15 protein-coding genes are annotated in these 17,775 nt (G+C 64.9%); all 15 read right to left on the reverse strand.

Annotated elements, in window-relative coordinates:
- Positions 1–98 precede the first annotated feature (98 nt).
- Positions 99–953, reverse strand: a complete 855-nt coding sequence (locus tag V2S85_RS21675; protein ID WP_330704889.1) for an outer membrane protein — start codon at positions 951–953, stop codon at positions 99–101.
- Positions 954–1,211: 258 nt separating this feature from the next.
- Positions 1,212–1,796, reverse strand: coding sequence for an extensin family protein (locus V2S85_RS21680; protein ID WP_330704890.1), 585 nt, complete (start codon positions 1,794–1,796; stop codon positions 1,212–1,214).
- Positions 1,797–1,937: 141 nt separating this feature from the next.
- Complete coding sequence (locus V2S85_RS21685) at positions 1,938–2,180, reverse strand: hypothetical protein (RefSeq protein WP_330704891.1); 243 nt, start codon at positions 2,178–2,180, stop codon at positions 1,938–1,940.
- A 55-nt stretch (positions 2,181–2,235) separates the two neighbouring features.
- On the reverse strand, positions 2,236–4,293 hold the full coding sequence (locus V2S85_RS21690) for an AsmA family protein (RefSeq protein WP_330704892.1): 2,058 nt from the start codon (positions 4,291–4,293) through the stop codon (positions 2,236–2,238).
- A 47-nt stretch (positions 4,294–4,340) separates the two neighbouring features.
- Positions 4,341–6,857: a DNA ligase D gene (gene ligD / locus V2S85_RS21695; protein ID WP_330704893.1), complete on the reverse strand. Its 2,517-nt coding sequence runs from the start codon at positions 6,855–6,857 to the stop codon at positions 4,341–4,343.
- The gene (locus V2S85_RS21700; RefSeq protein WP_330704894.1) at positions 6,854–7,351 is read right to left on the reverse strand and encodes an MgtC/SapB family protein; all 498 of its coding nucleotides are present in this window, start codon (positions 7,349–7,351) and stop codon (positions 6,854–6,856) included. The genes ligD and V2S85_RS21700 overlap by 4 nt, the downstream gene beginning before the upstream one ends.
- A gap of 3 nt (positions 7,352–7,354) precedes the next feature.
- A complete protein-coding gene (locus V2S85_RS21705; RefSeq protein WP_330704895.1) occupies positions 7,355–8,233 on the reverse strand; it encodes a Ku protein in 879 nt (292 codons plus the stop codon).
- 33 nt (positions 8,234–8,266) lie between these two features.
- Positions 8,267–9,313, reverse strand: coding sequence for a c-type cytochrome (locus V2S85_RS21710; protein ID WP_330704896.1), 1,047 nt, complete (start codon positions 9,311–9,313; stop codon positions 8,267–8,269).
- Positions 9,310–9,900, reverse strand: a complete 591-nt coding sequence (locus tag V2S85_RS21715) for a cytochrome c oxidase assembly protein (RefSeq protein ID WP_330704897.1) — start codon at positions 9,898–9,900, stop codon at positions 9,310–9,312. The genes V2S85_RS21710 and V2S85_RS21715 overlap by 4 nt, the downstream gene beginning before the upstream one ends.
- Positions 9,897–10,274 (reverse strand): hypothetical protein, encoded by a 378-nt coding sequence (locus V2S85_RS21720; protein ID WP_008830547.1) that lies wholly within the window; start codon positions 10,272–10,274, stop codon positions 9,897–9,899. The genes V2S85_RS21715 and V2S85_RS21720 overlap by 4 nt, the downstream gene beginning before the upstream one ends.
- Positions 10,274–12,796, reverse strand: coding sequence for a cytochrome c oxidase subunit I (gene ctaD, locus V2S85_RS21725; protein ID WP_330704898.1), 2,523 nt, complete (start codon positions 12,794–12,796; stop codon positions 10,274–10,276). Before ctaD ends, V2S85_RS21720 begins: the two co-directional genes overlap by 1 nt.
- Positions 12,793–13,743, reverse strand: coding sequence for a cytochrome c oxidase subunit II (coxB, locus tag V2S85_RS21730; protein ID WP_330704899.1), 951 nt, complete (start codon positions 13,741–13,743; stop codon positions 12,793–12,795). The genes ctaD and coxB overlap by 4 nt, the downstream gene beginning before the upstream one ends.
- A gap of 100 nt (positions 13,744–13,843) precedes the next feature.
- Positions 13,844–16,171, reverse strand: coding sequence for a xanthine dehydrogenase family protein molybdopterin-binding subunit (locus tag V2S85_RS21735; protein WP_330704900.1), 2,328 nt, complete (start codon positions 16,169–16,171; stop codon positions 13,844–13,846).
- A complete protein-coding gene (locus V2S85_RS21740) occupies positions 16,168–17,145 on the reverse strand; it encodes a xanthine dehydrogenase family protein subunit M (protein ID WP_330704901.1) in 978 nt (325 codons plus the stop codon). Before V2S85_RS21740 ends, V2S85_RS21735 begins: the two co-directional genes overlap by 4 nt.
- A complete protein-coding gene (locus tag V2S85_RS21745; protein WP_330704902.1) occupies positions 17,142–17,669 on the reverse strand; it encodes a 2Fe-2S iron-sulfur cluster-binding protein in 528 nt (175 codons plus the stop codon). Before V2S85_RS21745 ends, V2S85_RS21740 begins: the two co-directional genes overlap by 4 nt.
- Between the last annotated feature and the right edge of the window lie 106 nt (positions 17,670–17,775).

The following is a 17,775-nucleotide window of genomic DNA, read 5'->3' on the forward strand; positions in this document are numbered from 1 at the left end:
GTCGGCAGCCCGGACTCCTGCTCCTTGATCATCCCGATGATCTGCGCCTCGGTAAAACGGCTCTTCCTCATGCGTCTGCTCCTTCTCGTGGGCAGACTCTACATCAGAATGAGGGACCTTTCGGGGGACAGGTCAGTCACCATGACATTCTGAGTATCGAACTTGTCGCCGCGATTGATGCTTGCACCGCCCGAGGGGGTGATGCGAAAGGGGTTGGTCGGCGGAGCAGTGCCGGCGCCCACGTCGACGCGATAATCGCCCACGTTGTAACGGGTGTAGAGATAGCGGGCGCCGATCGAGAAGTTTTGCGCAACCTTGGCTTCGACGCCGCCACCGACGTTCCAGCCCCAGGCATTTTCCTTGCGGTTCACTTCGGTGAAGCTGTTGGCGCCGTTGCTGGTGTCGAAGCTGTTCTGCACTTTGGCGTAGGACAGGCCGCCTGTAACGTAGGGCATGATACCGCTGCGCGTGGTCACGCCCAGCCTTGCCCGCAGGTTGCCGTTCCAGTCGATCTGGCGGCGCATGGTGTAATAGGCAGGCGTCGTCGAATACTCGCTGACGGCGTCGTCGATGTACGTCTTGCCTGCTTCCGCGACCACGCCTGCCACGATGCTGCCAAACTGGCGGTCGTAGCCGACATGGCCCATCCAGCTTAGCCCGTCCTTATCGCCGCGGCAGCCACTGTCCGGCGTCGATCCACGCGCTGCGCCGCCGCACGTGCCGGGAGAGAAGGCATTCGCACCTGTTACCGTCGTGACCGTGTCGTTGAAATTGCCATCCGCATTGGTGTCGAATCGCAGGTGCTCGTTGTTGTCGTTCTTCTGGAAAGTATATCCGATTGAGCCGCCGACATACGGTCCGCTCCAGTCGACGGATTCGTCATCCTGAGCAAAAGCGGGGGCGGCAAGAACGAGCGCCACCGTGCCTAAAGGCGCAAAGTACGATACCCTCATGAAAATCCTCTCTGTCCGACGACCGGGAAGCGGCCAAGGTCGAGTGGACAAAGCCTGGCTCTTGATACGAGTTGCATGACTGGGAAGTAAGGTTTCATTGCCGGCGCACACAAGTGCACATAAGATGGAAATGAAGTTCAGATATGCAGGTCTATGGGAAAACGGTAATAGACGCTGCGAAGTGACAAGCATCTGATGAGACTGTATTTTTCTTGAGACTAGGTGTCAGTTTTCAGGAATTTCAAATGCCCGCGAATACTACCGGCAAGCGCTCCATCCTGATAGCCGCTGCGCCTGATCAAGGTGCAAGTGATCGACGTGCGCCGTGTTGTAATCGGGAGAAAGCACGGTGGAGAAGCTGGCGCAGGCACCATCGCGCACAGTATGGAGGAAGTTCGCCTCGGCCGTTCCGCCCGACCAGTCGCTGAGAACGCTGACGCGGCGACCATCGACCAGCACGAAGGCGGCAATGTCGATCGCATTGCCGCTGGCATGTTCGCTCCAGTTGCCGGTGTCGCCGCCGCCGATCCTGCGGCAACTGGCGGTGCCGAGGTGCTCAAGCCCATCGACGCGTGCGTGCAGCAGTTCCTCGGCCGCAGGTTGCACAACGCGATGCAGCCAGAGCGCCAGACCGGCATCGACGGCGCATGTCGCTTGCGCTCCTGAAGGGCGCAACGCGATGTTAATATGGCCAGGGGCGGCAAGTCGTTTGCGGTCGTCGCGGCGGCACTCGCCGCTGCCTGTGGGTTCGAGTTCAGTCGCGGCGATGTCGCTTCGCCTCAAGAAAGCGCGGCAGACATCGCGATCATCTCGCAGCCCGGCGACCTTTCCGCGCGTGACCAATGTGTCCGTTTGGTCGATGGTGAGCGGCGCGCGCGGATCATATTCCGGATGGGCACGCAGCCAGAGGCTGCCGCCGTAGACTGCTAGGCCGATCGCGCCGAACAGAGCGAGGAGCGCGGGAAAGCGGATCGGCCTTTAACCTCAGCGCGGGAACGTGGCAGGCATGACCGAGGGCCGGGAAACCTGTTTGGCCGCGTCACGCTTTTCCAGACGCCTCATGAAGGCATAACCTCCCAAGCCGGCTGCGATCAGTCCGAAAGGGCCGAGGCGGCGCAATGCCGAAGTCGCCGCCACGCCAAGGATGGCGGCACCGGTTCCATCGACGCCGCGCACGTGCTGTGCGACCTTGCTACCAGCAATCGCGCCGAGGATCCTGCCGAACAAATATGATCTCCTTTGGAGAAGCAAAGGCTGGCGAGGGCGATGGTTCAGACCCTTGCTAAGGGTTCTTCTTGGCAGTGCCGTTGCCGACGTCGTCGCGCGGCTTGCCCTTCGACGTGCGCTGGGCGCTGGCGTTGGCGCCGGCAAGGACAGGCCCGCAGGCCGCAGACTTGGCATCGCCTGGATCGATGAAGGCGAGCAGCCCGGCCACCGGAGTCGCCACGATTGCAAGGCCGAGACCCGCACCCGCGCGGCCCACAAGTTGCGGGGTGATGACCTGCAGCTTAGGCTCGGCGAAATGCCCGGCCAGACCAACGGGCGACTGGCCCGAGAACAGGCTGATCTTCTTGCCATCGGCGCGAAAGGCCATGTCCACTGCCTCGGTCCCGAAACTGAAGCCGCCGCGCCCCGTCACGACGTTCTTGCTGGTGTCGATCAGGATCGGATCGGCGGCGGCAGTGCCGCCACGCACTGTAAAGGCGAGCACACCGCAGTTGACTTCGATCGGCTTCTTGAGCTTGCCTTGGAACATCTTCTGCACGAACGTGCCAATATCAAGTTCGGCGAGTTGCGCGTTCTGCGTCCACAAGGTGCCCTGAGGCATCACGAAAGCGATCCGACCGGACGAGCTTGCCAGCGAATCGTGGATCGTATCGCCTCTGCCTTCCAAATGGATACGTCCGCGGATCGTGCCGGTGGTGCCCGAGTCCGCCAGCCCATATCCTGCGAGCAGCCGTCCCATCGGCGTGGTTGCAAGCCGGATGTCGTAGCGTATTGCCGATGGCCGCTGGCGGGTGTCGAAGATCAGGTCCGAAGCCGCATCGCCGCGCGCCATCGAGAACGTGAGCGGCGATAGCGCGAGGCGCCCCTTGTCGAGCGACAACTTGAGCGCGATGTTTGAAACGGGCACATTCTTCGAGCGCACGATAGCGATCTTCCAGGCGACCCCCGCGTCGAAGCGCTGCATCATCGCCACCGGCAGTGCGGCATCGGGAAGGATACGGCGCGCACCGGCACCTGTGGCGGCGGCAGCGGCCACCGCACCCTTTGAAGCGACGACGTCCGGATTGTAGCCTATGAACGGGGCCGCATCGATGATGTCGAGCCGCCGGGTCACAAGCGACGCGTCCATTCGCAGCCGCGCTGCGTTGGTCACGGTGAAGCTGCCGGACAAGTCCGACTGGCCGAAGGTGCCGTTCATTCCGGTGAAGCGATAAGTCTGTGCCTGCTTCACCATCTGCGCCTTGAGCGCATAGCGGCGCGTCTGCGGGATCGCGACGTCAATGACGGCCAGCAGATCCGACAAGTCACGACCTTGCGCCGCCACCTTCAGCGGGACGCCTTCGAATTCCGTCAAGCCGGGCAGGGTGCCCGAAACGTCGATCACGCTGTGAGCGGCCCAGGCGCGCGCTTGGAGTCGGTTTTCCCCGCCAGCAACACTGGCATCCGGGGACAGCAACTGCGCCGAAAGGCGGAACGGCGTGGTGCGGAACGTTCCGTCACCCTTCAGCCCGACCGCCTTGCCGATGCGGGTGTCGGTCGCCGCGATCGGATCGATAGCGAGATTCGCGAGCAGGGGCATCTGCGGATCGACATAATGGACCTGCGTGCCGGTGATGTCGGCTTGGTCGATGCGCGGCATCTGGAAAGGCTTGCCTTCGCCGGCTTGCGAAAACGTCCAGGTGTTGCGCTTGTGAGCGGCATCCCATTCGAGATTGGCAACGCCCCGGTTGAGTGCCAGGGAATAGACATGCCGCCGACCGAACAGCAGCGATAGCGGTGCGATCCGCGCTTCAATTCGCTGCGCCGCGAACAGGGCGCGACCCTTGGCCCATGGCGGGTTTGAGACGGCCAGTCGCTCGGCGACGAACTTGATGCGCAGCGGTGCGAAATAGAGCTGGAAGTCTCCGCTGACCTTTACTTGACGATCGCTCAGCGAACCCGCGATGCTCTCGAACGGATGCTTGAGGAAGCGGCCCTTGGTGATGAACAGCACCAGCCATACAGCGAAGATCGCGCCGACCACGATGAGCAGCACGTTGCGAACGATGTGGCTGCTCCGCCGCCGGACGGATGGCGTCGGCGCAGGCGAATCCGAGGCGACTGGCGTTTCCATGGCCTATCATCGTCTGAGAGGGGGATTTGGTTGCCGGTTCACTTTGGTCAGATCTCCGGAAGCCGCTGTTCCGCGAAACCCCAGCCATGCAGCGTGTCCGATCGTCTGATCAGTTGCGCCGCATCGCCGATCGAGAACGGATGCGCCGTCTTCATGCCGTCCAGTTCATCCCAGCCGACTGGCACCGCGACCGGTGCGCCGTCGCGTGATCGTGCGGAATAGGGCAGCACGGCGGTCGCCCCGCGCTGGTTGCGCAGCCAGTCGATGAAGATACGGCCTTTGCGCTTCGCCTTGCTCATCGTCGCGACGTAGCGGTCCGGTTCGGCAAGGCTCATGGCTTCGGCGAAGCGGCGAGCGAAGTCCTTCTGCGTCTCCCAGTCGTGCCCGCGTCTCAGCGGCACGACGACATGGACTCCCTTGCCGCCGGACAGCATGGCGAAAGTCACCAGCCCGAGGTCGGCGAGCCGCGCGCGAATGTCGCCGGCGGCCCGGACGCATACCTTGAAGTCCAGGCCCTCGTCGGGGTCGAGGTCGAAGATCAGGCGATCGGGGTGTTCCACGTCGTCGGCCCGTGCCGCCCAGCCATGGAACTCGATCGTGCCCATCTGTACGCATGAGAGGAGGCCCTCGGCGTCGCTCAGATAGAGATAGTCCTCTGCGCCGCCGTCTTTTTCGAGGATCGGCACGTGATGAACATGGTCGCCGAACGTGCCGCTATCATGCTTCTGGAAGAAGCACTTCTTCGCCCGGCCCTGTGGGCAGCGAACGAGACTGATCGGGCGGTTCGCGACGAATGGCAGCATCAGCGGTGCGACGGCGGCGTAGTAGTCCGCAAGATCGCCCTTGGTGTCGCCGCTTTCGGGGAAAATCACGCGGTCGCGGTTGCTGATCCGGACGCCGATCTTGGCCTGTGGTGCGGCCTGCGTTTTCTCCGGCTTCACCGCGCGGGCCTTCTTGTCATTCCTGAGGCCAAGGAAGCTGCTATGCCGCACGCGGCCCTCGCCGGTCAGTTCGGCGAAGGCGATTTCAGCCACCAGCTTCGGAGTGACCCAGTTGACGCCGCGTGCCTCCGCCTTGTCGACCTCCAGCGACGGTGTCTTGCGCGCCAGCTTCTCAAGCCTCGCCGCCATGTCGGTGAGGCCCTCGGCGTCGAAGCCGGTGCCCACCTTGCCGCGATAGACCAGCGTCTTGCCCTCGTACTGCCCCAGCAGCAGAGAAGAGAATGGGCGTCCCTTCGCGTTCGTCTTCGCCCATCCCACGATGACGAATTCCTGCCGTCGGGTGCACTTGACCTTGACCCAGTCTCTGGTGCGGCGGCCGCGGTAGGGCGCATCGATGCGCTTGGCGATGATCCCTTCCTGTCCGGCGCCGCACATCGCATCGTAGAGCGTCTCGCCGGCACCGATTACGTGGTCGGCGACGTACAGGGGCGGCACGGCATCCGCCAGCAGCGCCTCAAGCCTCTCCTTGCGCTCGATGTTGGGCATCGCCGCCAGGTCTTCGCCATCCAGTTCGAGGAGATCGAAGGCGTGGAATTCCAGGGGCTGGTTTTCGCCCTGGCTGCCCTTGCCACGTTTGAGCACGGCCTGGAGGCTGGAAAAGTCAGGGTTGCCTTCCGCCCCGCGCGCGATGATCTCCCCATCGATCAGGCAGGGCGGCAGGTCCAGCGCGGCGACATGCGCAGCAAGCGGGGCGAACTTATCGGTCCAGTCGAGGCCGCTGCGGGTATGGATGATGACCTTGTCTCCCGCTGCGGCGATGAGCGCGCGGTAGCCGTCGAACTTTATCTCGTGCATCCACAGGTTGCCGGTGGGCACGGTATCGACCAGCGTGGCGAGTTGGACGGGGCGGAACTTCGGCGGCTTGCCGGCGCCTTTGCGGGAGGGGCGTTTGTGCCGCTCATTGCGAGAGGCGGCCTTCTCCATCACATGCGCGAAGGCATCGCCCTTCTTGCCCTTCAGCGAATGGGTGCCGCCCTTGTCGGCTTCGATCTCGGCCATGGTGCGGCCGGTGAGCACGCTGGTGAGGCCCTGCTCGACGAGGGCATCGCCCGTCTGCGCATGGGCATCCTTCACCTTGCGCAGCAGCCAGTTCTCGCGCTTCTCGCCCGGTCTCGGCTTCATGCGCACGAGCAGCCATTCGCCCTTCATCCGCTCGCCGTCGAGGGTGAAGTGTAGGTGGCCGTCTGCGATGTCCTTCGCGCTCTTGCCCACGATTGGAGCCCAGGTGCCCCGATCCCAGAGCATCACCGTGCCGCCGCCGTATTCGCCCTTCGGGATGCCGCCCTCGAAGGCGCCGTAGGACAACGGGTGGTCCTCGGTGCGCACTGCGAGGCGCTTGTCGTCGGGGTCGGCGCTCGGTCCCCGGGTCACCGCCCAGGACTTGAGCACGCCATCGACTTCGAGGCGGAAATCCCAGTGCAGCCGCCGTGCCGCGTGCTTCTGCACGACGAAAGCGTTGCCGCCGTTCTTTCCCCGTTTTCCCGCTGGCTCAGCGGTCTTCGCAAAATCGCGCTTGCGGTTGTATTCGGCAAGAACCTCCGTGCCAGAGCCGCGCTTGCTCATGAGTCGTCCTTCCCTCGCGGCCTGATACGTTGATCGCGACTCCATTCCCCTTCGATCAAAGTCAGCAGCGTGAGCATCACCACGCTGGCAAGCACGCACACGGCGACAAGCGGCCAAAGGCCCGCCCCGCAGGCAACGCCGATGACAGCAGTCAGCCATAAATGAGCGGCGGTGGTTAGGTTATGTAGCTTGCCGCGAGCAAAAACGATCAAGCCGGCACCGAGAAAGCCGACAAACGCGCCGGTCGCCTCAAAAATCCGCAGCGGATCCATGCGGGATTCGCCATCGCTGTCGAACTGAAGATACAGCGCCACTACCGCCACGGTCATTGCGACCGCGGAGACGCAGATGAGGCCATGCGTACGTAGGCCTGCCGCATGACCGCGCATTTCGCGGTCTAAACCCAGTAGTGGATCAAGCACCGCCGCCACGCCGATACGCCACAACAGTTCGGCATCGACAGCTGTCACAGCGATGGGCGCGTTGAGCTCCATCGCTCAGGCACGCTTGCGGGCACGGCTGCCACCCGAGGGCGAGGTCTTCTTCGTCGCAGGCTTGCGCGTTGAGGCCGTGGACTTGCTGGCGGCCTTGCCGCCCTCGACCGACTTCTTGAGCGCCGCCATCAGGTCGATGACGTTACCCTTGCCGCTGGCCTGTTCTACGTCCTCCAGAATGCGCTTGTTGCTCTTCGACTTTGCCTTCTTGTCGATCAGGCGGTGGAGCGCATCGACATAGCGGTCGTGGAACTCGGCGGGCTTGAAGGGGGCGGTCTTCTTGTCGATCAGCGTCGTTGCAAGATCGAGCAGGCCGGCATCGGGCTTCGCATCCTCGATGTCGCGGAAGTAGCCTTGTGCCTTGTGGACCTCGTCGGCGTAGCGCAGCGCTTCCATGACCAGGCCCCGTCCGCAAGGCTTGATCGATACCAGTTGCTCGCGGCCGCGCACCGCCAGTTGCCCAAGGCCGACCTTGCGCGTCTTGCGCAGCGCCTCGCGCAGGACGGTGTACGCTTCCTCTGCCAGATCGTCGGCGGGGATGACGAAATAGGGCTTCTCGTAATAGAGCACATCGATCTCATCGGCATCGACGAACTGGACGAGTTCGAGCGTCTTGCGGCTCTCGATCTTGACCGCCTCGATCTCCTCCTCGTCGAGCAGGACGTAGCTGCCCTTGGAAACCTCGAAGCCCTTGATGATCTCGTCGCGGTCCACCGGGCCGACGCCGGGCGCGACTTTCTCGTAGCGGATGCGCTTGCCGCTCGGCTCATGGATCTGATGAAAGGAAATCGCCGCGCCCGATCGCGTCGCCGGGTAGACCTCGATCGGGATCGAGACGAGCGCCAGTCGGATCTGGCCTTTCCAGTATGCGCGTGCGGGCATGAGCAGGCTCCTTCCTCGGCATCACAAGCCGGATCAGGGCATGGTTGTTCCCGTCGCAGTCTGGCTGGTGGGCGTGGCGAGGTTTTCGGCCAGATCGTCGAGCGCCTCCTCGGGTATGCGCCGGGCGATCACGGCCATCGGGTCCTGCGGTTTGTGCGCGTCGATGACCGTGTCCTCGCCTCGCCACTGGCGCAAGCGTTCGGCCAAGTAAATGGCTCTCTGGCCGGTGATGACAGGGGCGGTCTTGCCGGGGGCATGGCACTGCGCGCAGGCTGGCAATTGCGCCTCTGGAAGACCTTTTGCAGCTATGGCGCGCAGGTCTGTAGCAGGGCCGTGAGACAGGCCGGGCAGGCGCGCGTAGTAGTTCGCCGCTGCGTTCATCTGCGCTTCGTCGAGACTGGCTGCGGCCGTCTGCATGACCGCGCTGGCGCGCTTGCCAGATTTGTATGCCTTCAGCGCGCGCAGCATGTAGGCAGCGTCCTGTCCGGCCAGGATCGGGATGTCGGGCTGTGCGCGGCCTTTGCCGTCTACGCCGTGGCAGCCTGCGCACTGAGGCAGGGGAGCGCTCGTGATGGGCTGGGTCAGCGCACGGTACTGCTGCGGTGTCATCGTCGGCAGGCGGCGCACGAAGGCGACCATGCGGCGGATTTCGTCGTTGCGGTTCGTTCCCGCCCATGCCGGCATGCCGGTGAACTTCACCCCGTGGCGGATGATCCAGAACAGTTCGCGATCGGTGTAGTGGCCTGCGGTTTTGGCGAGGTCCGGCGCTGGCGGGGTGGCGGCCTGCATGACCGGGGAGGGCGCTTCGCCTGGCGCGCCATGGCAGGACTGGCATGCCTGCCGAAAATGGCCCGCCGCGCTGATGAGGCCATTGTCGTCGCGCACCTGCTTCGGCGTCTGCACGGCGCTGTAGGTGCGTGCGGAATTCTGCATCGTCCAGTGGAGGAACCAGTCGGTGATCTTCCAGTGGCCGGAGGATGCCGCGATCGGCACCAGTCCCGCCGCGGCGACGCCGAGCACCAGCGTCACCAGCGCGCAGAGAACGAGCACGATGCGCCCGATCGTGATCCTCACCATCATGTCGAGGCGCTCCGTTCGTCACGCAGTAGCGCGCCCAGAAGGGCAAGCCCGCCGATGAGGTAGCTGATGCCGCCGATCAGCAGCATGACCACTCCGCCAAGCTGCTGGTCAGTCAGGGGATCCAGCCCGCCGGAGTGGTGCATCCCATGGTACAGAGGTCGAGGGGCAAGGCCGATCAGGACGCCCAGCAGGGTCATGTGCATGGAGGTCAACAGCAGGGCGCCGATCCCGCTCGCTCTGCCCGGGGAGTGAAACGCCGCGCTCCACAGCAGGAAGCCCGCTGCCAGAAAGCTGGTTTGCTCCATCGCGGCGATCAGCACATGACTATCGGCGACGCTGCGAAGGGCAGGGAGATGCCAGCCCCAGACAGCCATCAGTTCCAACAGCATCATCGCCATCGGTGTTATGATCCGGGGCCAGCGCCTTGCTGGATCGGCAGCGGAGCCGCTTGACGCGTACGCCAGCAGCGGCGCGGCCAGCGCGACAGCGATTATATGACCCCCCATGTGTCCGGTCATGCCCAGCGGTGTCAGCACCCATCCGGTCGGGACCAGCAGCAATCCGACAATCAGTGCGGCGCGCTTCACCGGCAGTCTCCGATGAACACGACGGGCAGGGCCGTAAACAGTACCGACACGAAACTGAGGCCCGCCAGCAGCAGGGTCGATTTGGCCAGGAACCGCAGGCGGTCGACCTCGGTGCCCTCGTCATGCGGGGGCGGATCACCGACGGTGCGCTGCTGTTTCCACGCGATCCAGCCAGACAGCGCGATCACCACCAGCGCCAATACGGTGCCGAGGGTGAACAGCACCGGGAATTTGGCGAAGGCGCCGTCCTTGGCGCAGGATATCGCCGCCCACAGGTAGGCGAAGAGGAAATGGCCCGCCCATACCGCAGGCGGCACGATCAGAGTCCAGAGCGTGACCTTGAGCCGCTCATGCCACTTGCGCCGCTCACTCATCACGCGAGCTCCGGAAACAGGCCGATGGTGAGGTACGTGACCGCCACCGTCAGCGCGAGGAAGTGCATATAGACGGTGACGTTGCGGATGTCGGCATCATGCCGCGGCGTCATTTTGCCCGCGAGGCTGCGGGCGAGGACGTAGACCAGCATGATCGCGGCGACGCCGCAATGCGCCGTCGTCCAGATCGCCAGTGTCCAGACGATGGCGGGGTAGCTGTGCGCCTGCGGGTCCATGCCCGAAAGCATCGGCCCGGCAAGCCCCGCGAACACGCCCGCCACGCTGGCGCCGATACCGAGCAGCACCAGCACGCGGGCGAGCGCGATCTTGCCCCGCGCGTGAACTTCCCGTGCCGCCACCGTCGCCAGCCAGCTTGCCAATCCCACGCTGAGCGCCACCATCGGCCAGACCACGCCCGGGCCGTCGGCCATTGCCATCGGCGGAAAATCCTCGTGCCGGGTCCAGAGGAAGTAGTAGCCGAAGACGAGGCCCGAGAACGCCGTCGCATCCGCCATCATGGTGATGAACATCGCCCACCACCCCGGCGCCGCGTCGCCCGAGATGTAGAGCGGCAGTTCGATGCCGTGACCGATGGGCTTGCTGGGCTTCTCCGGGATCTCCGCCGTGCCGGTCCACAGCCACGCCAGCACCAGCGCCAGCGTCAGCACGCCCGAGACGAGCGCAGCCCAGTAGAAGTGGTAGGTCGTCAGGATGAAGACCCCGCCCAGCGCCACCGCCGTCAGCATCGGCAGCCAGCTCGGCCCGCCGAGGCGGATCACCGAGACCGGCCGCGCGTCCAGCACCGAGGTCACAATCGTCTCGCGCCGGCCTTCCTCGGCGTCTGGCAGGAAGTAGCGGCCTTCGTCCACCTTGCGTACGAAATCCTCCTGATCCCAGATCGGGTAGCGGCTCTCGATCAGTGGGATCGAGCGGATGCCCCAGTCCTCGTCATCGGGATGGGCGAGCCACTCCAGCGTGCCAGCAGCCCAAGGATTGCGCGGTGCCTTCTGCCGCCATGGCGAGCGGCACAGGTCGAGCACGATCACCGCCACGCCCGCCGCGATCACGAACGAGCCGATGGTGGAGGCAAGGTTCAGCCCGCCAAGGCCAAGCTCCTCCGGATAGGTGAACACCCGGCGCGGCATCCCTTCCAGCCCCGACAGGTGCATCGGGAAGAAGCACAAGTTCGCGCCCACGAAGATCAGCCAGAACGCCGTGCGCCCCAGCCGGTCGGACAGCTTCTTTCCGGTAATCAGCGGCCAGTAGTAATAGAGCCCCGCGAACAGCGGCATCAGCGTGCCGCCGATCAGCACGTAGTGCAGGTGCGCGACGACGAAATAGGTGTCGTGCGCCTGCCAGTCGAACGGGGCGACGGCCACCATCACGCCCGTCAGCCCGCCGATGACGAAGATCGCAAGGCTCCCCGTCGCGTAGAGCAGTGGCGTTGACCAGACCACGCGCCCGGCCCAGAGCGTCACGATGAACACGAAGATCTGCACCGCCGTTGGGATCGCCACCGCCTCCGACGCGGCGGAGAAGAATGCGAGGCTGATCTTGGGCAGCCCGGTCGCGAACATGTGGTGGACCCAAAGCCCGAAGGACAGGAACGCGGTGCCCACCGCCGCTAGCACGATCCATGGATAGCCCAGTAGGTGCCGACGCGCGAATGTCGGCACCAGCATCGCGAACAGGGCGATCGAGGGTAGGAAGACGATGTAGACCTCCGGGTGCCCAAAGATCCAGAACAGGTGCTGCCACAGCAGCGGATCGCCGCCGCGCGTCGCGTCGAAGAACGGCCAGTCCAGCAGGCGCTCCATCTCGAACAGCACGTCGCCCGCGATCAGCGGCGGGAAGGCGAACAGGATCATCACCGCGACGACGAGGATGTACCAGGCATAGAGCGGCATCAGGTTGAGCCGCATCCCCGGCGGGCGGCACTTGAGCACGCCGACGATCAGTTCCACGGCAGCGGCTACCGAGGACACCTCGATGAAGGACAGCCCCAGCATCCAGATGTCGGCGCCAAGCCCGGAGAGATCGGTGCGCGTCGTCAGCGGCGGGTACATGAACCACCCGCCATCGGGCGCGGCGTCGAAGAAGATCGAGCCGGAAACGAATACCCCGCCGATCAGGAACGACCAGTATCCGAAGGCGGAAAGGCGCGGGAACGGCAGGTCGCGCGCGCCCAGAAGCTGCGGCAGCAGGATGATCGACACCGCCTCGAACATCGGCACCGCGAAGAGGAACATCATCACCGAGCCGTGCAGCGTGAACAGCTGGTTGAAGGTTCCCGCATCGACGAGGTCGTTGTCCGGCACTGCGAGTTGCATGCGCATAATAAGCGCGAGCACGCCTGCGAACAGCATGAAACCGAAGGCGGTCAGGACGTACCACACGCCTACGCGGTTGTTGTTGGTGTCCGTCCAGCGCAGGAACAGTCCCTTGGGCGGTTCCCAGACCGTGCGGAGCCGTTCCTCCTGCGCGGCGCGGAGCGCGGGATCGTTCTGGTCGTGCAGGCTCATCGTCCCGCCTCCTTCAGCCAGCGTGCGATGGCGAGGGCGTCTACCTCCGGCATCGCGGCGTAGGCGGGCATGCGGACACCGGGCTTGGACTTGTGCGGATCGCGGATGAAGGCGGCGGTGTTCTCCACTGTGGGGGCCAGGATGCCTGCGCCCAGCCTGCGGCGTGTCCCGAAGTGGGTGAGGTCGGGGCCGATGCCCTCGCCACCGTTAAGGGAATGGCACGCATTGCAGCCATTGGCCGCGAACAGTGCTGCACCGCGACCCTGAGTTCGGATTGGGAGCTCGCGACTGGTCGCCAGCCATGCGTCGAAGGCGGCGGGCTCCATCGCGATCACCTCGAACGCCATCAGCGCATGGCTGAGGCCGCAGAATTCCGCGCAGACGCCGCGATAGGTGCCCGCCTTGTCGGCCTTGACGACGAGGTGGTTGGTGCGCCCCGGGATCATGTCCATCTTTCCCGCAAGGCCGGGAATCCAGAAGCTGTGGATCACGTCGGTCGCGGTCAGTTCGAACACGATAGTGCGGCCCACTGGAATGCGCACTTCGTTGGCGGAGATCAGGGGCGGCTGGCCCTGAGGTTTGTAGCGCACCCGCCACCAGAACTGCTCGCCCTCGACATGCACGCGCAGGTTCTGGGCGGCATCGGGCAGCGGGAGCATTGCGGGCAGGGCCCAGACCAGCAGCGTGGTCAGCACCACCGTCGGCACGATCGCGCCGAGCCAGAGCACCATGCGCATTCCGCCCGCGTGGTCCAGTCGCCCCTCCGGCGCGCGCACCGCGAGGACGAACACGGCTACCACGCCCAGCGCGATGATCACCGCGCCGATCACCAGCACCATGGTCATCGTCAGCGTCGAGCGTGCCTCCAGCCCGAACGGTGCGAGCGCGGACTGGTGGCTGTTGCACCCGGCCAGCAAAGCCGCGCAGACGATGATCGATTTGCGCAAGATGCCCCTTGTCCCGTGCTGTCCCCTGTGTGCGCCTGACAACGCGCGAGCGGGGCAAGAGTTCGGAGAGGCGGGCGTTACAAAGGGTTGCTGGCCCCCATCACAGCAGCTTGTCGAGAGTGATCGGCAGGTCGCGGACCCGTTTTCCAGTCGCATTGTAGATAGCGTTGGCGACCGCCGCGGCCGTGCCGGTGATGCCGATCTCGCCGATGCCGCGTGCGCCCATTGGCGTGTGCGGGTCGGGGATGTCGGTCCAGATTACGTCGATATCGGGCACATCCATGTGGACGGGGATATGGTATTCGGACAGGCTCGGGTTCATCACCCGGCCATTGCGTTCGTCGATCTGGGTTTCCTCCATCAGCGCCAGGCCAAGGCCCATGATGATGCCGCCGCGAAACTGGCTGGTCGCGGTCTTGGGATTGAGGATGCGCCCGCAGTCGAAGGAACCGAGGAAGCGGCTGACGCGCGGTTCGCCCGTGATCGCATTGACGCGCACCTCGCAGAACATCGCCGCATGACTGTGCATCGACCAGTGCATGAGTTCGAGCGGCGGCGGCCCTTCGCCCGTCACTTCTATGCTGTCCTGACCCGCACGGGCGAGGATCGAGGCGTAAGTCTCGTGCCGCTCGGGTTCGTCACGCTTGCATAGCCCGGCATCCCGGCACGCCACGTCGTCAGGCTTGAGGCCCGCCAGCGGGGAATCATTGCCGACGATCTCCAGCAGTTCCTTGATAAGCAGGCGGTGCGCCGCGATAACGGCTGCGCCGATGGCGGCGGTTTGCTGTGATCCTCCTGCCAGCACGGTGCCGGGAAGCGTGGAATCGCCGTACTCGAAATCCACCGCCTCGATCGGCAGGCCGAGCCGTTCGGCGGTGACCTGCACTTGCGCGGTGGCCGTGCCCATTCCCATTTCGTGCGCGGCGATCCCCACGCTGGCGCCTTTCGGGGTCAGCGTGAGCCGCGCCGCGCCGCCGGGCATGCGGTAGTAGGGATACGTGCCCTTGGCGCAGCCCATGCCGATGAGCCATTCGCCTTCGCGGCGGTTGGCGGGAACCGGGCTGCGCTGCTCCCACCCGAACGCCTGCGCGCCCGTGTGCCAGGCATCGACGATGCGGCGCGAGGAAAATGGCAGGCCATTCAGCGGATCGGCCTCGGGTTCGTTGCGGATGCGCAGTTCGATGGGATCGATGTTCAGTGCCTCGGCCAGTTCGTCCATGGCCGATTCCAGCGCGAAAGTGCCCACCGATTCGCCCGGCGCGCGCATGAAGGTATTGGCCAGCAGGTCCAGCTCGACCGTGTGCACATCGAGTTCGATCGTCTCGGCATCATAGGCGCTGCGGGCAGCCAGAATGAACGGTTCGGGCATGACGTTCGAGGGCGTCTTGGCGGTAAGGCCCTTATGGATCAGTGCTTTCAGCCTGCCGTCTGCATCCGCGCCGAGGCTGACCTGCTGTTCGGTCAACGAGCGACCGCCGACCAGTCGATAGACACCCTCGCGCGACAGGACGAGCCGCACCGGCCGCCCGCAAAGCTGCGCGGCGGCGGAAGCCAGCACATGATGTTGCCACATGCACTTGCCGCCAAAACCCCCACCGACATAAGGCGAGGTGACGACGACCTTGTCCTCGGTAATGCCGAACATCTGCCCCAGCGACCATGCCGTATGACTGACAAGCTGGGAGGCGTCACGGATGCGCAGGACATCATCCTGCCAGGCCACCGTCACGGCATGCAACTCGATCGCGTTATGGTTGTGGCGCGGGGTCCGGTACGTCGCATCGATCCGCACGGCCGCAGCCTGCAGCGCAGCCTCGGCCTTGCCCTTCTCGTCATGCAGCGGCTGGCCCATGAACATCGCGGGTCTGGCCCCCGGACGGGCTTTGTCGAAAGCGGTGACGGCGGGGGCGCTCTCATAGGCCACTTCGACCAGAGAGGCGGCGTAATCGGCCTGTTCCTGTGTCTGCGCCAGCACGACGGCAACGGGCTGGCCATTCCAGTGGACCTGATCGTCCTGCATCACTGGAAGGCTGTCCCCGCCCGCCGCCTTGGGATTTGACATGAACGCAGGAGGCGGCGAGAGGCGGGGCGCATTGCGGTAGGTCATCACCTCGACCACACCTTCGGCGGCCAGCGCGTGAGCGGCGTCGAGGCTCGCGATGCGGCCCTTCGCGATCGTACTGAAGACGATGGCGGCAAAGACCATGCCCTCCATCGGAAACTCTGCCGCGAACCTTGCGGTGCCCGAGACCTTCAGCGGTCCGTCGATCCTCGATACCGCGCGCCCCAGATGGCCGTGCTGGTGGCCGATCAGCGGATCGGGCACACCGCCCGGCACCCAGTTGTCCGGCGCCAAGGCGACGGCCTTCGCCATCAGGCCCTGCGCCATACCCTGTACGAGGCCCTTGGCGTCCCTCGCGATGCTCATGCCGGTTCTCCCGTCAGTTCTTCAAGCACGGCGACAATCGTGCGGCGGGCAAGTTCGATCTTGAAGCCATTGTCGCGCAGCGCCCGGGCCTGGCTCAGTTCCGCATCGGCGGCAGCGGCGAAGGCGACCTTGCCGAGAGGGCCGCCGCGCAGGACATCCTCGGCGCGGTACGCCCGCCAGGGCCGGTGCGCGACGCCGCCGAGGGCCAGGCGCACATCGCGGATATGTCCTTCGTCCACCGTGATCGCACCTGCGACCGAAACAAGCGCGAAGGCATAGCTCGGACGGTCCCGTACCTTGCGGTAAGTCGAGCGGGGCAGGGCCGGCGGCAGTGAGATGCCCGTGATCAGTTCGCCCGGTTCCAGCAGGGTCTCGATGTCGGGGCGGTCGCCCGGCAGTCGGTGCAGTTCGGTAAGCGCGATGTGCCGATCGCCCTCGGCAGTACGTGTGTGGAGGACGGCATCGAGCGACGCCAGCGCAACCGCCATGTCCGACGGGTGTACCGCGACACACGCACCCGATGCACCAAGGATCGCGTGGTTCCGGTTGAAGCCGTCGAGCGCATCGCAGCCCTGTCCCGGCTGACGCTTGTTGCAGCGCGATCCGCTCTCGTCGTAGAAATAGGAACAACGCGTACGCTGAAGCAGATTGCCGCCCGCCGTCGCCATGTTGCGGATCTGGGCGCTGGCACCGGCAAGGATCGCGCGGGCAAGCACAGGGTAGCGCTGCCTGACGAGCGGATGCGCCGCAATAGCGCTGTTTCGCGTGCCGGCGCCGATCATCAGTCCGCCGTCCTCGGTCTCCTCGATACCGACGGAAAGGGCCGATACGTCCACAAGCGCTTCGGTGCGCTCGATCGCCTCGCGCATCAGATCGACGAGATTGGTCCCGCCACCCAGATACCGTGCTCCGGTGGCGGCCTGCAGCACCGCGTCCTGCTCGTCGACGGCACGGGCGTAGCGCAGCGGGGTCATGCCGCTGCCTCGGTTTCCGGTTCCGGCAACGGGGCGAAAGTCGTCGCGATGGCATCGATGATCCCGTTATGCGCGCCGCATCGGCACAGGTTCCCGCTCATCCTCTCGCGAAGTTCCTCACGCCTGAACGGTATATCCGCGGCATTGAGATCATCCGTGACGTGGCTTGGGATGCCGCGCCGCATTTCGTCCGCCATGCCGATCGCCGAGCAGATCTGGCCGGGGGTGCAGTAGCCGCACTGGAAGCCATCGTGTTCGATGAAGGCCTGTTGCAGTGGATGCAGATCGGTGGCTGAACCGATGCCCTCGATCGTCGTGATGGAGTGCCCGTCGTATTGTACCGCCAGCGCAAGGCACGACAGGATGCGTTCCCCGTCCGCCAGAACCGTGCAGGCGCCGCAGGCGCCCTGATCGCAGCCCTTCTTCGTACCGTGCAGGTGGAGGCGATCGCGCAGGAAGTCGAGCAGGGACACGCGAGGGTCGGAGGGGAGCTCGGCGGGCGCTCCATTAACGACAATGCTCATCGCAGAAACCTCCTGATGCCGTACGGGGCTGATGGTCGGAGAATGCGCCTATCTGTAACACAGCTGGTGGCTCCGCGTGCCGGCAGCGCGGTATTGCGGTGTCATC

Source organism: Novosphingobium resinovorum (assembly GCF_036352595.1).
In the GTDB taxonomy this organism is placed as follows: domain Bacteria; phylum Pseudomonadota; class Alphaproteobacteria; order Sphingomonadales; family Sphingomonadaceae; genus Novosphingobium; species Novosphingobium resinovorum_B.

What these genes read in the sequence shown, in the direction of transcription:
- V2S85_RS21675 (WP_330704889.1), bottom strand. Translation starts at nt 953, where the DNA reads ATGAGGGTATCGTACTTTGCGCCTTTAGGCACGGTGGCGCTCGTTCTT.
- V2S85_RS21690 (WP_330704892.1), bottom strand. Translation starts at nt 4,293, where the DNA reads ATGGAAACGCCAGTCGCCTCGGATTCGCCTGCGCCGACGCCATCCGTC.
- ligD (WP_330704893.1), bottom strand. Translation starts at nt 6,857, where the DNA reads ATGAGCAAGCGCGGCTCTGGCACGGAGGTTCTTGCCGAATACAACCGC.
- V2S85_RS21700 (WP_330704894.1), bottom strand. Translation starts at nt 7,351, where the DNA reads ATGGAGCTCAACGCGCCCATCGCTGTGACAGCTGTCGATGCCGAACTG.
- V2S85_RS21705 (WP_330704895.1), bottom strand. Translation starts at nt 8,233, where the DNA reads ATGCCCGCACGCGCATACTGGAAAGGCCAGATCCGACTGGCGCTCGTC.
- V2S85_RS21710 (WP_330704896.1), bottom strand. Translation starts at nt 9,313, where the DNA reads ATGATGGTGAGGATCACGATCGGGCGCATCGTGCTCGTTCTCTGCGCG.
- V2S85_RS21720 (WP_008830547.1), bottom strand. Translation starts at nt 10,274, where the DNA reads ATGAGTGAGCGGCGCAAGTGGCATGAGCGGCTCAAGGTCACGCTCTGG.
- ctaD (WP_330704898.1), bottom strand. Translation starts at nt 12,796, where the DNA reads ATGAGCCTGCACGACCAGAACGATCCCGCGCTCCGCGCCGCGCAGGAG.
- V2S85_RS21735 (WP_330704900.1), bottom strand. Translation starts at nt 16,171, where the DNA reads ATGAGCATCGCGAGGGACGCCAAGGGCCTCGTACAGGGTATGGCGCAG.
- V2S85_RS21740 (WP_330704901.1), bottom strand. Translation starts at nt 17,145, where the DNA reads ATGACCCCGCTGCGCTACGCCCGTGCCGTCGACGAGCAGGACGCGGTG.
- V2S85_RS21745 (WP_330704902.1), bottom strand. Translation starts at nt 17,669, where the DNA reads ATGAGCATTGTCGTTAATGGAGCGCCCGCCGAGCTCCCCTCCGACCCT.